The sequence below is a fragment of the Sandaracinobacter sp. T42 genome, from assembly GCF_059115405.1.
Window position 1 is genome coordinate 1617690 of sequence record NZ_CM181101.1, and the last position, 14483, is coordinate 1632172.

Genomic DNA, 14483 nt, shown 5'->3' on the forward strand with positions numbered 1-14483 from the left:
CAGATGGCGGATCCGCGTCTCCCTCGTGTCGTCATCCTCGGGCGACCCAATGTCGGCAAATCCACGCTGTTCAACCGGCTCGTGGGCAAGAAGCTGGCGCTCGTGGATGATCAGCCCGGCGTCACGCGGGACCGACGCGAAGGCCGGGCCCGGCTGTTCGATCTGGAGTTCACCGTGATCGACACCGCCGGGCTTGAGGAGGCCGAGGCCGGCAGCCTCTCGGACCGGATGCGCCTGCAATCCCGGGCCGCGCTGGAGGGGGCGACTGCCGCCCTGTTCGTGGTCGATTCCCGTCAGGGCCTCACCCAGTCGGATCGGCATTTCGCCCGCTGGCTGCGGCAGGAAGCCGGTGTGCCGATCATCCCCGTCGCCAACAAGTGCGAGGGCAAGGCCGCGGAATCGGGCCTGATGGAGGCGTTCGAACTGGGCCTTGGTGATCCCGTTCCGCTTTCCGCCGAACATGGCGAGGGGCTCGCCGACCTGTTCGAGGCGCTCGCCCCGCTGCTGCCGGAGCCGTCCGACACCGCTGACGAAACGCCGGAAGAGCCAGCTGCGGATTCGCCGCTGAAGCTTGCCATCGTGGGCCGCCCGAATGCCGGGAAGTCCACCCTCATCAACAGGCTGCTGGGTGAAAACCGGCTGCTGACGGGGCCCGAGGCGGGCATCACCCGCGATTCCATCGCCATTCCCTGGGAATGGAATGACCGGCGGGTGGAGCTGATCGACACCGCCGGCATGCGCCGCAAGGCGAAGGTCGTCGACAAGCTGGAAAAGCTCGCCGTTGCGGATGCGCGCCACGCCGTGGATTTCGCGGAAGTGGTCGTGCTGCTGCTGGATGCGACGCTCGGTCTTGAATCCCAGGATCTGCGCATCGCGGACATGGTGCTTCAGGAAGGCCGCGCGCTGATCGTCGCCATAAACAAATGGGATTCGGCGCAGGATCAGAGCCGTCTGTTCAACGGTATCAAGAAGGCGCTGGATGAAGGGCTGGCGCAGGTGAAGGGCGTGCCGGTGCTCACCGTCTCCGCGCTCACCGGAAAGGGCCTCGACGTGCTGATGGAAGTCGCCTTCGAAACGCGCGAGCGCTGGAGCCGGCGCGTGCCGACGGCCGGGCTGAACCGCTGGTTCGAAGCCGCGCTGGAACGAAACCCGCCCCCGGCACCGGGCGGGCGACGCATCAAGATGCGCTACATCACCCAGGCGCGCACCCGTCCGCCCACCTTCATCGTCTTCGGCAACCGGCTGGACGAACTGCCGGAAAGCTACAACCGCTATCTGGTGAACAGTCTGCGGGACGATCTGGACCTGAAGGGGCTGCCGATCCGGATCAACATGCGCTCGAGCCGCAACCCCTTCGGCGGGTGATCCCATGCAGCGCGCGGACGAACTGCTGAAGCGGGGGCGTCCGGCCGATCCGGCGCTGATCGACCGCGACCGGCGGCTGACCTATGCCGAACTGGATGCCCGGGTATCCGCCGTCGCCGGTGCGCTGGCGGCGCGGGCCGCCCCGGGCGAGCGCATCGCCGTTTGGCTGCCCAAGAGTCTGGAATGCGTGATCCTGCTGTTCGCGGTTCTGCGTGCCGGGCTGGTGATGGTTCCGGTCAATCCGGCGCTGCGCGGCCAGCAGGTGCACCATATCCTCACCGATTCCGGGGCGTGCCTCATCGTCACCCACAGGGCGCGCGCCGCGACGCTCGTGGATTCCCCCTGTCCGGTGCTGGAGCTTGAGGCGGACTGGCCGGCGCTGGCGGCCGGGGAAGCGCTGGAAGGGCAGGGCACGGGCGGGAACTCGCTTGCGGCCCTGCTTTACACATCGGGGTCCACGGGGTCGCCCAAGGGGGTCATGGTCACCCATGCGAACCTGCTGACAGGCGCGCGCAGCGTCGCCGCCTATCTTGGAACGGGTCCGGATGACCGGCTGCTGTCGGTGCTGCCGCTCAGCTTCGATTTCGGATTCTCTCAGCTGACCACCGCCTTCCATGCGGGGGCGTCGGTCGTGCTTCTCGATTATCTCACCCCGCGCGATGTGGTGCAGGCCTGCCTGCGCCACGCCATCACCCAGCTCGCAGCCGTGCCGCCGCTCTGGGTGCAACTGGTCGCGCTCGACTGGCCGGCAGAGGCTGTGGCGACCATGCGTACCCTTTCCAACAGCGGCGGCCGCCTGCCGGTGCCGACAGTCAGGGCGCTCAGGGCCCTGTTCCCAGACGCCCGCCTGCACCTGATGTATGGCCTGACGGAAGCCTTCCGGTCGACCACGCTGCCCCCTGAACTGGCGGATACGCACCCATCCAGCATCGGCCGTGCGATCCCGGAGGCCGAAATCCTTGTCGTCCGGCCCGATGGCGCCCTGACGGACGATGGCGAACCGGGCGAGCTTGTGCATTGCGGCCCGCTGGTGACACTGGGCTATTGGCACGATGCGGAACGGACTGCCCAGCGCTTCCGGCCCGCGCCTTTCGGTTCCCGCTACGGGGGCATGGCCGTCTGGTCGGGGGACACGGTGGTTCGCGATTCCGAAGGGCTGCTGACGTTCGTGGGCCGCGCGGACGAGACGATCAAGACAATGGGCACCCGCGTCTCGCCAACCGAGATCGAGGAACTGGCGCACCAGAGCGGGGCCGTTGCGCAGGTCGTGGCGCTCGGCCTGCCCGACGAACTTGCCGGTCAGCGCATCCGGCTGGTGGCGGCGCCGGCCGTCGGGCTTGAAGCATCCGCCGCAGAAGCGCGGCTGATGGCCTGGTTCCGAAAGGAAGCGCCGCACTTCATGCAGCCGACCGGTGTCGTCTGGCTGGATGCGCTGCCGGTTTCGGCGAACGGCAAGCTGGATCGCAGCCTGATCCGCAAGCAGTTCGGGCAATGACGGGGCGCATTCCGCCAGGGTTCGGCCGGGATCCGGCCGGTCGCCTTCTGGTCGCCGGCCGGCCGGCGGAAGACTGGACGGCCGAAGCGGGGGATACCCCGCTGTTCCTCTATGACAGGGCCCTCCTGACCGCCCGTGTGCAGGCCTTCCGCGCGGCGATGCCGCAGGGGCTGCAGCTGCATTACGCGGTGAAGGCCAACCCCATGCCTGAACTGCTGGCACACATGGCGGGGCTTGTGGACGGCTTCGATGTCGCGTCCGCCGGGGAAATGGCGAAGGCGCTGGCGTCCGGCATGCCGGACGACCGGATCAGCTTCGCAGGCCCCGGCAAGCGTGACCGCGAACTGGAGGCTGCCGTGAAGGCCGGCGTTGCGCTGAACGTCGAATCGGCGGGCGAACTGGACCGGCTGGCGGCGATCGCCATACGGCTTGGGCAGGCGGCGCGGGTGGCGCTTCGGGTGAATCCGCCCTTTGCGCTGAAGGGGGCCGGCATGAAGATGGGGGGCGCTGCCAGCCCCTTCGGCGTCGATGCGGCGGCGGCGGTTCCGCTGCTGCGCCGCATGGCGGAACCACCGTTCGCCTTCGAGGGCCTTCACCTGTTCGCAGGTTCGCAGAATCTGTCGGCGGAAGCGATCCTGCAGTCGCAACGCCAGTCGGTCGCGCTTGCGGCGGATCTGCTGGCGGAAGCCGGGCTTCAAGCCCCGCTCATCAACCTGGGCGGGGGCTTTGGCGTCCCCTATTTTCCCGGGGACACCGCGCTGGATCTTTCCATGCTTGGTGCCGGCTTGTCGGATATTCTGCACAGCCGCCCCGGGGTTCTGGCGGGCAGCCGCTTCGCACTGGAGCTGGGGCGCTGGCTGGTGGCGGAAGCCGGCGTGTATCTGTGCCGCGTGGTGGATCGGAAAACCTCTGGCGGAGAGACGTTCCTGGTGACGGACGGCGGCCTTCACCACCAGCTTGCCGCGACCGGCAATTTCGGAACGGTGATCCGCCGCAATTATCCGGTGGTGAACGCCAGCCGGGCCGACGGGTCAGCGGGAACCATGTCCGTGGTGGGGTGCCTGTGCACGCCGCTGGATCGCCTGGCGGACCGGATCGACCTGCCGCCGACCGGCGTGGGGGATCTGATTGCCGTGTTCATGGCAGGCGCCTATGGTCGTTCGGCAAGCCCGGAGGCCTTTCTCGGCCATCCGTCCCCGATCGAAATGCTTGTCTGATCAGGGGGTTCTGAAGCGCTCGGAAATGGTCGTCCGGTCGCCATGGCGGATATCGCCGGGCATCAGAAGCATCGCGGTCGCGGCTCCGGCCACCACACCGAGTGTCAACCCGATGATCCAGACGAGGATAGCGCCCCGGACGCCGGATTTTGGTCGCTCCTGCATCCCATTCACGCTCTTGGCCTGCTTTCAGTTTGTTTTAGCGATCCCTGAGGGCGATCATGCAATGTTCGTGCCAAATTAACCATTGTATGAATTCAAGGGGTTAATTGAAGCGCGGGGAAAACTTCTGTAAACTATTCCGACGCTTGGCCATAGCTGGCCCGGATGAACCACAAGCCGTCCGGCGGCGCATTCAGCCGCAGGGCGGCCCTGTCCCGTGCCTGAAGCGCCGATTTCACATGCGCCGCAGACCAGCGACCTTCCCCCACGAGAACCAGCGCCCCGACCATCGACCGCACCTGGTGGTGCAGGAAGGATCGCGCCGCCGCGCGGATCGTCACCAGCTCGCCGTCAGCGGAAATGGCCAGTTCGTCCAGTGTCTTGACCGGGCTTTGCGCCTGGCAGTGGACATGCCGGAAGGTGGTGAAGTCGTGCCGTCCCACCAGCAGGGCCGCGGCTTCGGTCATGGCCGCGATGTCCAGCGGTTTCGGCCGGCGCCAGACCAGCCCGTCGTTCCAGGTCAGCGGGGCCCTGCGGCAGAGGATCCGGTAGTCATAGGCCCGGCCGGTGCAGGAGAAGCGGGCGTGGAAATCCGGTGCGGCCTCCTGCGCATCCAGCACCGCGACGGGCTGACCGGCCAGCTTCAGCCGGGCGTTGATCCCTTCCATCAGCCGGAAGGCCGTGAGTTTCGATTCCAGTTCCGCATGGGCGACCATACCGCTGGCATGCACCCCGGCATCCGTTCGCCCGGCCGCGTGGACGACCGGTTCTTCGCCGGTGATGTGGGCCAGGGCGGTTTCCATCGCTTCCTGCACCGAAGGCCCATGCGGCTGGCGCTGCCAGCCCATGAATGGCCGACCGTCCCATTCCAGCGTGAAGCGGATGCGGCGGGTCAAACCGGGTCGCCGGGCTGAAGGCGGCGGCCGCGCAGCCAGTCGGCGGCGGCCATCCGGGGCTTGCCCTCGGGCTGGACGGTCAGCAGGCGAATCGCCCCGTCACCCGCCGCCACCAGACTGTCGCCGATCAGGGCGCCCGGCATGCCGCTGCCGAGGGCCTGTTCGGCGGCGATCAGCTTCACCCGCTGGCCCGCGCTTTCGAACCAGGCGCCGGGACTGGGCTGCATGGCGCGCACCAGCCGGTCAATCTGCTGTGCGGGTTGCGCCCAGTCGATCCGGGCTTCGGCCTTGTCGATCTTGTGGGCATAGCTGACGCCCTGATCCGGCTGCGCAACCGCCGGATGGCCGGGCAGGTCGGCCAGCACGTCCAGCATCAGTTTCGCGCCGAGGACCGCCAGTGCATCGGTGAGTTCCCCGGCGGTTTCCCGCAGAATCGGGATACGGCCTTCCAGCCGGACGGGGCCGGTATCCAGCCCTTTTTCCATCTGCATGATCGCAACCCCGGTCTCCGCATCCCCGGCCAGGATCGCGCGCTGGATTGGCGCTGCGCCACGCCAGCGCGGCAGCAAGGAGGCATGGATGTTGAGGCAGCCGTGGCGCGGCGCATCCAGCACGGCCTTCGGCAGCAGCAGGCCATAGGCCGCAACCACCGCACAATCGAGATCGAGGGCGACGAACGCGGCCTGTTCGTCCGCGCCCTTCAGGCTTGCGGGTGTGCGCACGGGCAGGCCAAGTTCATCCGCACGGCGGTGGACAGGCGACGGGGTGATGCGCCCCCGGTTCGCCGGGCGGGGCGGCTGGGTATAGACGGCGACGACGCTGTGGCCGGCTTGCACCAGGGCGTCCAGCGCGGCGACCGCGAAATCCGGGGTTCCCATGAAGGCAATTCGCATGGCAGAGCCGATAGAATGGACGACGCCCTGCAGCAACTGACAGCGCTGATCGCCCGGCTTCCGGGGCTGGGGCCAAGATCGGCACGGCGGGTGGTGCTGCAGCTGATGAAGCACCGCGAAACGCAGTTGCAGCCGCTGGTTGCAGCCTTGCAGCGCGTTGATGCGTCGCTGTCGCCGTGCGGGATCTGCGGGAATCTGGATACGGTGAACCCCTGCCGGATCTGCACCGATCCAAAACGGGATCCGGCGCTTCTGTGCGTTGTCGCCGACGTGGCCGATCTTTGGGCGCTGGAAAGGGGGCGTCTGTTTGCGGGCCGCTATCATGTTCTGGGCGGCACGCTTTCCGCGCTGGACGGGATCGGGCCCGAGGCCCTTTCCATTGACGCGCTGAAGGACAGGGTGGCGGGCGATCCGCCGGTTTCCGAAGTGGTGCTGGCGATGAACGCCACGCTGGAGGGGCAGACGACGGCGCATTTCGTGGCGGAGGCGCTGGAAGGGCTTGGCGCCCGCGTGACGCAGCTGGCGCATGGCGTGCCGGTGGGGGGCGAACTGGATTATCTGGATGAAGGCACGCTGGCGCAGGCGCTCAGGCTGCGCCGGCCGCTGGCTTGACCGGGGCGGCGTAGCTTCCTAGCTATTGCCCATGGCTATCCTGCCCATTCTTGAAGTGCCCGACCCGCGCCTGCGCCGCATTTCCGAGCCCGTGGCCGAGGTGACGGACGAGATCCGCACGCTGATCGCGGACATGTTCGAGACGATGTATGACGCGCCCGGAATCGGGCTGGCGGCGGCGCAGGTGGATGTGCCAATCCGGCTGCTGGTGATGGACCTGGGCGACGGGCCCGAGGATGAAGAGGGCAAGGGCACACCCAATCCGCGCGTGTTCATCAACCCGGAACTGTATGACCCGAGCGAGGACTACAGCGTCTATAACGAGGGCTGCCTTTCCGTGCCGGGCCAGTATGCCGATGTGGAGCGGCCCGCCGTGGTTCGCGCCCGCTGGCTGGACGAGCATGGCGTGGCCCATGACGAACAGCTGGACAGCCTGACGGCGACCTGCCTGCAACATGAGATGGACCATCTGGACGGCATCCTGTTCATCGACCATCTGTCGCGCCTGAAGCGGGACATGGTGCTGAAGAAGCTGGAGAAGGCCCGCCGCGAAAAGGCGGGGAAGAAAGCCGCCTGATGCCGGGCGGCCGGCGGGACAGGGTTGAGCATGCCCGGGCGCCGGACAATCATGACGAGATCGAGCAACAGCTTCAACTGCGGCTGTTCGAGATCCTGATCGCCTATCACCGCCAGCAGCGGGCAGCCGTGATCCTGCTGGAAGGCTGGGATGCGGCCGGGAAGGGCGGCCTGATCAAGCGCCTGTCCGCCGAACTGGATCCACGCTTCTATGAAGTGGTGCCGGTTTCGGCGCCGAACGATCATGAACGGCGCCAGCATTATCTGACCCGCTTCTGGGCGAATCTGCCCGAGGCGGGGAACTGGACGGTGTTCGACCGCAGCTGGTACGGCCGGGTGGCGGTGGAGCGGGTGGAGGGCTTCGCCAGGCCTGAGGACTGGGGCCGGGCCTATGGCGAGATCAACGCCTTTGAATCGACGCTGGTGACGCATGGCACGCGGTTGGTGAAGCTGTTCCTGCATGTGAGCCAGGACGAGCAGGACAAGCGGCTGATCGACCGGCTGGAGCAGCCGTGGAAGCGCTGGAAGGTGACGACGGAGGATTTCCGCAACCGGGCCCGGCGCGCCGATTATGTGGAAGCCTATGAAGAGATGTTCGAGCGCACCGACACGGAACATGCGCGCTGGCACATCATCGGCGCCAATCACAAGAAACAGGCCCGGATCGAGGGGTTGCGGATCATCGCGGACGAACTGGCGAAGGACGTGGACCTGACCGACCCGCCGCTGACGCCGGACCTGCGGAAGCTGGCCGAGCGCGAACTGGGGTGCAAGCTGAAGCCGAGATAGCATGGCGCGCGGCGCAAACCACGAATAACCATATTGGTTGTTCCACGTGGAACATTGCCCTACACTTTGAAATCAAGGGCTTGGGTGTAGGAGCTGTTGGATTTGTTGGAGATTATGCCGGTCGGTTGCCCAGCGGGGGGGGGCGGGGGTGGCGGCTAATTGGTATACTATCCCCGGAATCTCTGCCAGAAATCGAAAGTTGCAGTGACCGCATCCTTGGCAAATTTACTGCTTGGCATTCAAACTCTCCCGCTCAGCAAGCCTTCGCCGTTCGGCGATTCGCCTCATCCATTTAAAAAATAAGTGATAGATCAGACCAAATGGTATCATAATAATACCAAATGCTAACCCCTTGTAAAAACCATCCTCTTTAGTGAGCGTTGAATTATATGCATCAATATTTTTATTTCGAATTAATTGATTTTCTCTAGTTATTATTATCTTATCATTTTCCATATCAACTACGGATAGAATCATCCATATGCCTCGATACTCGAACAGTTCAACACGGGCCTGAATCGGGAACTTCTTCCCAAAAAGACAGCTCGATGTCGTTCGAGAACCGACATCGCACTGAATTGGACGGGCGCTGCCGTCTTTCATCCGCAACCGCAACTTGTCCCCCCTGAGGTCAGGGCGTGTGATAACGCCTTCCTTCCAGAAACTGGGTGAACGGATTGCCGTGGGATACACATCTACCCATTCCGAGCGCGCGCCGGACATCCAAACGAACACCGTAAGCAGCGGAAGGCCAATCCAGATGTGCAGGAGCAGCTTGTTGCTCCAACGATAGAGCCATATCGGAACGGCCAGTATAGGCTTGTACCACGTCACCGTTCTCTCCCCGCCTCAGACACTGCCCTCTCCAGCGGGCTCAACAGATAGTCGATCACGCGCCGTTCATCGGTGCGAATTTCCGCGCTGGCCGCAAGTCCCGGCGTTACCTCGATCGTGCTGCCGCGGGGCGGCGGTGTCACCGTCACCCGTGCGGCGTACACCGGACCCAGCTTCTCGTCCTGGATCGCATCCCGGCTGATCCACGCCAGCTTCCCCTCCAGCGTGCCGTAGCGCGTGAACGGGAACGCCTCCAGCTTCACCGTCACAGGCTGACCCACCTCCACGAACCCGGCGTCGCGGTTCAGCACCTGTGCCTCCACGATCAACTCGCCGCTGTCCGGCACCACCACAGTCCTTGTTTTGGGATCGGGTCCGCCGCCTTCAGCACCGCGCCTTCGCTGTAGATCGCCAGCTGCTGCACCACCCCGTCCACCGGGCTGCGAAGGGCCTGCTGGTTCTGGCGCTGCGTTGCCTTGGTCAGCTCTTCCCGCGCCAGCCGTGCATCGGCTTCGGCCAGATCGGGCAGACGTTCACGCATCACGCACATTCGATCTGATTACCCGCTGATGCCGGGCTTGTCGAAGGTGGGGTTGCGCGCTCAACTGCTCGGGTGGGCAGATCGGGGCAAGATCGGTCGGGGCTTCGACCCTTCGACTGGCTCAGGGCTCAGCCTGAGCGGGGGGTGGGGTTGTGGGGATGCCGGCGGACTGGCCCGGGCGTTGCGCCCCTCTCTCCAACTCTCCCCCCGGCGGGAGGAGAGGGCTGTTGTGAATTGATCGAGTTTGTCTTGCAGGCGGGGCGCCCCCACCCCAACCCCTCCCCTTAAGGGGAAGGGCTTTTGATTGTGCCGGTTTTGAGGATGGCTGAGGACATCATTATTCTGGCCCGTGTGGCGCGCAATCCGGCCTTATGCCGTGAATTCACACCGGATAACGGATCTCCAGCACTTCCAGATATCGCTCCCCGGCGGGCAGGCGGGCTGTTCTTGTTTCGCCGATGCGGGCGCCTTTCAGGGCGATGGCGACCGGGCTGTTCCAGGCGATGCGGCCGTTCGTGGCGTCGGCCTCGTCGCGGCCGACGAGGGTCAGCGTCTGTTCGCGGTCGTCCTCATCCACCAGCTTCACCGTGGCGCCGAAGAAGACCCGCGCCTTGTCCGGCTGGCGGGCTGGATCGACGACCTGAAGGTCTTTCATGCGGCGGGCGAGGTGGGCGAGTTCGCGATCAATCTCCCGCAGGCGCTTTCGGCCGTAGAGATAGTCACCGTTTTCGGAGCGGTCGCCGTTGCCGGCGGCCCAGCTGACGGTTTCGACCATCTGCGGCCGCTCGACGGTGAACAGCTGATCATAGCGGGCCTTCAGGGCGGCCATGCCGGCGGGCGTGATGGGGTCGCTCACCTCAGGGGTTCTTCAGCCATTGCGAGACACGGGGCTGGGCGCCCTGCCTTGTGGGTTCCAGAAGGGAATAGACCACGGCATTTTCGCTGACCCGCTGGACGTAGGTGCGGGTTTCGCTGATCGGGATCATTTCCACCCAGTCGATGAGGTCGTGCGTGGTGCCGCCGCGCGGATCCCCGTTCATGGCGATCCATTTGCGGACATTGCCGGCCCCCGCGTTGTAGGCGGCGATCGCCATCATCGCGTTCGAGAAATTGTCGCGCCTGAGGCGGATGTAATAGCTGCCCAGCGTGACGTTGTAGGCCGGATCGTCGAACAGGCGCTGCGGGCTGTAGGGCAGGCCCAGCTTGTTCGCGACATCCTGCGCGGTGGCGGGCATCAGCTGCATCAGGCCGCGCGCGCCGGCCGAGGAGAGGGCGGTGCGGTCGAAGCTGGATTCCTGCCGGGCGATGGCGTGGCTGATCAGCCAGTCCGCCGGGGGCACGGGCGCGCTGGCGGGCAGGCGCGGATAGGCGAGATCGAAGGTGGAGAGGTCGCCGCGCGGGCGGGCGGCCTTCCATGTCCAGACGCCGAGATCGGGGCGCTTCAGCGCCTTGCCATATTCGGCCGCCGCGCGGGCCTGGGCGGGGGTTTCGAGGCTGTCGGCAAGCGCCCGGGTGAAGAGCGAGGCGCGAACCGCCTCTCCGCCATCGACCAGCAGCTTCAGGGCCTGGCCCATCGACGAGCCTTCGACCCGCTGCCTGTCAGCATCCGTTGGCTGGATGCGCGGCACCATGGGCAGGGCCGGGGCGCGCCCCAGCTCCTCTGCCGCGAGCTGGCCGTAGTAATAATCGCTGTGGCGGGCGGCGCGTTCGAAGGCGGCGGTGGCGGCCGCCTGCTGGCCGCGCGCCTGTTCGGCCCGGCCGAGCCAGTAATCGCCGCGCGTCTGGCTGATGGGGGTGGTGACGGTGGCGTTGAAGCGGGTGAAATGCTGCTGGGCGTGATCGGGGCGGTTGAGCTTCCGGAGGGCGAGCCAGCCGGCGAGCCAGTCCGTATCGGAAAGATCGACGCGGACGGAGAGGGGGAGGGTGGCGGGGTTCACGCCGGGCGCCACGGCCTTGTGGTTGGAAAGGATTCGGTAGGCGGTGAGGTGATCGCCCCGCCGCATCGCGGCGCGGCCGAGCGCAAGGCGGCGTTCGAGCCAGGTTTCGGGTGCGGTGACCCCCGCATCCGTGTCGCCGGCGGCGAGCAGCGCTTCGGCTTCGGCGAGGCGGCCCTTGCGTTCGAGGAAGATCGAGCGGTCGTGCGTGAGGCCGGGATTGCGGCGGTGGCGTGCCGGAACGGAGGCGACGCGGGCTTCGGCGTCTGCGGCCCCGCTGCGCAGGGCGATGCGGGCCTGGGAAAGGGCGCGGGCTTCATCATCGAGGAGGGGGAAGAGCCGGGCGGCCGCCGTGGTCTGCCCGGCCCAGATGAGGGCATCGGCGCGTGCAGCATGATCTTCGCGGGTGAAGTTCGAGCCGAAGCGGGCGAGAAGCGCGGATTCGAGTTCCGGCGGGATGGACGGACGGGCCCAGGCGGCACGGGCCTGGGCGAGCGCTTCCGGCCCGGAGAGGAGCAGGGCGTTGCGCGCCTGACCCGCCGACGTGGCGGGCGGGATTGCGCGGAAGAAGGCGCGTGCTTCGCTGTCGGACGACTTTGCCGGATCGGCCGCCTGGGTTTCGGCGCGGCGGCGGATGGCGGCGTGGCCGGGCCAGCCGGGGTGGTTCGAAAGCCACTGGGCCTGTGCCGCGAGCGGGTAGGTGACGCCCGCGGGCGGCGTGCGGCGTAGCCATTCCCAGGTGGCGAGGCTGTTTGCGGTGGCGCTGGGCGCGCCCTGTGGGGCAGCCGACGAGCCGGCCTGATAGGCGGCGAACTGCTGGGCAAGCCAGGCGCGCGCGGCCGGATCGGATTGCGCGAGGGCGGGGGAGGCTGCGGCAAGCAGGGCCGCGACGGCGAGTGACAGGCGATGTTGCACGGACATTGGGAAGTCTTTAGGCAGACACGGCGATTGCGCCAAGGCTGCCGGGTGACTGTTGCCGGGCAAGCGAGGCAAGCCGCCGCTTTCCGAGGATTTTTCCATGCCGCTGATCACTGGCTCCATTCCCGCGCTTGTCACCCCGTTCCGCGATGGACGTGTGGACGAGAAAGCGTTCGAGGCGTTCGTGGACTGGCAGGTTTCCGAAGGATCCGGCGGGCTGGTGCCCTGCGGGACGACGGGGGAATCCGCCACGCTGTCCATCGAGGAGCATGACCATGTGGTGGGCCTGACGGTGAAGGCGGCGAAGGGCCGCGTGCCGGTGATCGCGGGCTGCGGATCGAACGACACGGCGGTGGCGCTGCACCATATGGAATCGGCGGCGAAGGCCGGGGCCGATGTGGCGCTGGTGGTCTGCCCCTATTACAACAAGCCGGGGCAGCGCGGGCTGATCGCGCATTTCCGGCACCTGGCGGACAATGGGCCGCTGCCGATCCTGATCTACAACATCCCGGGCCGGTCCGGTATCGACATGACGACGGAGACGATGGCGGAACTGGCGGATCATCCGAACATCATCGGCTGCAAGGAATCGACAGGTGACATCGAGCGGATCAGCCAGATCCGGCAGGAATGCGGGCGGGATTTCCTGATCCTCTCAGGCAACGACTATATGACGCTGGGGATCATCGCCCATGGCGGCCATGGCGCGATTTCGGTGACGGCCAATGTTGCGCCCGCGCTGAACGCGCAGCAGGTGAAGGCCTGCCTGGAAGGCGATTTCGCCACGGCGCTGGCGCTGCAGGACCAGCTGTATCCGCTGCACCGGGCTCTGTTCACGGATGCGTCCCCCGGGCCGACCAAATATGCGCTGTCGGTTCTGGGCCACATGGAGGCCGGCACGCGGCTGCCTGTCGTGGAGCCTTCGGACGTTTCGAAGGCGGCCGTGGATGCGGCGCTGGCGCACGCGGGCATTGCGCCCTGATGGCACGGCCTCGCCCCAGCGGAGAGAAGGTGAAGACCGTCGCCGAGAATCGGCGCGCGCGGTATGAATATGCCTTCGAGGATATCTATGACGCCGGCATCGTGCTGGTGGGCACCGAGGTGAAGGCGCTGCGCTTCGGGGAGGGCTCCATCGCGGAGAGCTATGCCGAAGTGAAGGACGGCGAGGTGTGGCTGGTGAACGCCAACATCCCCGAATTCAGCCATGGCAACCGGCATAACCATGAACCGAAGCGGCCGAGGAAGCTGCTGCTGACCCAGCGCGAGATCACGAAGCTGCATGGCGCGGTGGCGCGGCAGGGCATGACGCTGGTGCCGCTTTCCGTTTATTTCAACGCGCGCGGCAAGGCGAAGGTGGAGCTGGCGCTGGCCAAGGGCCGCAAACTTCACGACAAGCGCGCGGCCGAGAAGGAAAAGGACTGGAAGCGCGAAGCGGCGCGGCTGCTGCGCGACCGGGGATAGCACCCGGGTAGGCCGGATTTCCCGCACGGCCCGACGGATTTTCGCCCGTTCTGTTGTTGTTCAGGACAGGGCGACACATCTTTGCCTTATTGCCCGTGAATGGGCCCGGCCTTGCGCCGTGAAGATGGTGGCCGGCGATTGGTGCCTAAGAGGGGAAAAGCCTTGTTCGGGAGGTGGTTGAAGTTGCCGACGCGGGAGGAGCTGGAGGCGAATCGCCTGCTGCGCCCGTTTGCCCGGCATCTGTCTTCCCCCCTGGTGTGGCGGTTCAACCGGCGCGGTGTTGCGCGCGGCACGGCGCTTGGCCTGTTTTCCGGCTTTGCGGTGCCCGTGGCGCAGACCCCGTTCGCGGCGCTGTTCGCGGTGGCCGCGCGCGCGAACCTGCCGGTGGCGGCTGTGGCCACTTTCGTGACGAACCCGTTCACCGTGCCGTTCATCTACGTCCTGGCCTTCATGGTGGGGAAGGAGGCGATCGGCATGAAGACGGAAACGCTGTTCAGCCTGACCCCGGGGGCCGGACCGATCGAGCGGGCGATCGGCTGGACCGTGAACCTGGCCGGCCCGACCTATGTGGGGTTGCTGATCTTCGCCGTGGTGGGCGCGGTTGCCGGCTGGACGACGGTGCATGTGGGCTGGCGCCTGTGGGTGGGCCATCGCTGGAGTCGCCGACGGCGCAGCCGGGCCATGCGCGGGCCCCGCACGCCGATGGGTCTGGGCGCGCCGGGCGGCAGCTGATCCTGCGCCGATCTTCCCGGAGGCGCGCCGACTGGATTTAACGCATCGCCGTTCCGGC

Annotated in this window: 17 protein-coding genes; 9 read left to right on the forward strand and 8 right to left on the reverse strand. The window is 66.6% G+C overall.

Annotation, left to right across the window (positions count from 1 at the left end):
- Positions 1–3: 3 nt before the first annotated feature.
- Genes der through ACW9TV_RS07845 form a run of 3 tightly spaced genes read left to right on the forward strand, consistent with a single transcriptional unit; the run spans position 4 to position 4077 of the window.
- Positions 4–1365 carry a ribosome biogenesis GTPase Der gene (der, locus tag ACW9TV_RS07835; protein WP_494302933.1) on the forward strand — a complete coding sequence of 454 codons (1362 nt, stop codon included), beginning with the start codon at positions 4–6 and terminating at the stop codon, positions 1363–1365.
- 4 nt (positions 1366–1369) lie between these two features.
- The gene (locus ACW9TV_RS07840; RefSeq protein ID WP_494302934.1) at positions 1370–2860 is read left to right on the forward strand and encodes an acyl-CoA ligase (AMP-forming), exosortase A system-associated; all 1491 of its coding nucleotides are present in this window, start codon (positions 1370–1372) and stop codon (positions 2858–2860) included.
- The gene (locus tag ACW9TV_RS07845; RefSeq protein WP_494302935.1) at positions 2857–4077 is read left to right on the forward strand and encodes a pyridoxal-dependent decarboxylase, exosortase A system-associated; all 1221 of its coding nucleotides are present in this window, start codon (positions 2857–2859) and stop codon (positions 4075–4077) included. The genes ACW9TV_RS07840 and ACW9TV_RS07845 overlap by 4 nt, the downstream gene beginning before the upstream one ends.
- On the opposite strand, the gene ACW9TV_RS07850 is transcribed toward ACW9TV_RS07845, so the two are convergent.
- From ACW9TV_RS07850 to fmt, 3 genes are all read right to left on the reverse strand, one after another.
- Complete coding sequence (locus ACW9TV_RS07850; RefSeq protein ID WP_494302936.1) at positions 4078–4242, reverse strand: hypothetical protein; 165 nt, start codon at positions 4240–4242, stop codon at positions 4078–4080.
- Positions 4243–4373: 131 nt separating this feature from the next.
- Positions 4374–5087 carry a tRNA pseudouridine(38-40) synthase TruA gene (truA, locus tag ACW9TV_RS07855; protein ID WP_494305061.1) on the reverse strand — a complete coding sequence of 238 codons (714 nt, stop codon included), beginning with the start codon at positions 5085–5087 and terminating at the stop codon, positions 4374–4376.
- 44 nt (positions 5088–5131) lie between these two features.
- On the reverse strand, positions 5132–6028 hold the full coding sequence (gene fmt, locus ACW9TV_RS07860) for a methionyl-tRNA formyltransferase (protein ID WP_494302937.1): 897 nt from the start codon (positions 6026–6028) through the stop codon (positions 5132–5134).
- Between the two features lie 15 nt (positions 6029–6043).
- Between fmt and recR the strand changes: the two genes are divergently transcribed.
- The 3 genes from recR to ACW9TV_RS07875 are packed head-to-tail and all read left to right on the forward strand — an operon-like array spanning position 6044 to position 8005.
- The gene (gene recR, locus ACW9TV_RS07865) at positions 6044–6640 is read left to right on the forward strand and encodes a recombination mediator RecR (protein ID WP_494302938.1); all 597 of its coding nucleotides are present in this window, start codon (positions 6044–6046) and stop codon (positions 6638–6640) included.
- Positions 6641–6671: 31 nt separating this feature from the next.
- On the forward strand, positions 6672–7217 hold the full coding sequence (gene def / locus ACW9TV_RS07870; protein ID WP_494302939.1) for a peptide deformylase: 546 nt from the start codon (positions 6672–6674) through the stop codon (positions 7215–7217).
- Positions 7217–8005 (forward strand): polyphosphate kinase 2 family protein, encoded by a 789-nt coding sequence (locus ACW9TV_RS07875; RefSeq protein WP_494302940.1) that lies wholly within the window; start codon positions 7217–7219, stop codon positions 8003–8005. Before def ends, ACW9TV_RS07875 begins: the two co-directional genes overlap by 1 nt.
- Positions 8006–8230: 225 nt before the next feature.
- Here ACW9TV_RS07875 and ACW9TV_RS07880 read toward each other — a convergent pair whose 3' ends face one another.
- The 5 genes from ACW9TV_RS07880 to ACW9TV_RS07900 form a co-directional block, all read right to left on the reverse strand.
- Positions 8231–8839, reverse strand: coding sequence for a hypothetical protein (locus ACW9TV_RS07880; protein ID WP_494302941.1), 609 nt, complete (start codon positions 8837–8839; stop codon positions 8231–8233).
- Complete coding sequence (locus tag ACW9TV_RS07885) at positions 8836–9186, reverse strand: beta-barrel domain-containing protein (RefSeq protein ID WP_494302942.1); 351 nt, start codon at positions 9184–9186, stop codon at positions 8836–8838. The genes ACW9TV_RS07880 and ACW9TV_RS07885 overlap by 4 nt, the downstream gene beginning before the upstream one ends.
- Positions 9165–9380, reverse strand: coding sequence for a hypothetical protein (locus ACW9TV_RS07890; protein WP_494302943.1), 216 nt, complete (start codon positions 9378–9380; stop codon positions 9165–9167). Before ACW9TV_RS07890 ends, ACW9TV_RS07885 begins: the two co-directional genes overlap by 22 nt.
- A gap of 382 nt (positions 9381–9762) precedes the next feature.
- Entirely contained in the window at positions 9763–10209 is a 447-nt protein-coding gene (locus ACW9TV_RS07895; RefSeq protein ID WP_494305062.1) for a GreA/GreB family elongation factor, read from the reverse strand.
- A 28-nt stretch (positions 10210–10237) separates the two neighbouring features.
- Entirely contained in the window at positions 10238–12235 is a 1998-nt protein-coding gene (locus tag ACW9TV_RS07900) for a lytic transglycosylase domain-containing protein (RefSeq protein WP_494302944.1), read from the reverse strand.
- Positions 12236–12338: 103 nt separating this feature from the next.
- On the opposite strand from ACW9TV_RS07900, the gene dapA reads away from it, so the two are divergent.
- From dapA to ACW9TV_RS07915, 3 genes are all read left to right on the forward strand, one after another.
- Positions 12339–13214 (forward strand): 4-hydroxy-tetrahydrodipicolinate synthase, encoded by an 876-nt coding sequence (gene dapA / locus ACW9TV_RS07905; protein ID WP_494305063.1) that lies wholly within the window; start codon positions 12339–12341, stop codon positions 13212–13214.
- Complete coding sequence (gene smpB / locus ACW9TV_RS07910) at positions 13214–13693, forward strand: SsrA-binding protein SmpB (RefSeq protein WP_494302945.1); 480 nt, start codon at positions 13214–13216, stop codon at positions 13691–13693. Before dapA ends, smpB begins: the two co-directional genes overlap by 1 nt.
- 183 nt (positions 13694–13876) lie before the next feature.
- Complete coding sequence (locus ACW9TV_RS07915; protein WP_494302946.1) at positions 13877–14425, forward strand: DUF2062 domain-containing protein; 549 nt, start codon at positions 13877–13879, stop codon at positions 14423–14425.
- Positions 14426–14483 lie beyond the last annotated feature (58 nt).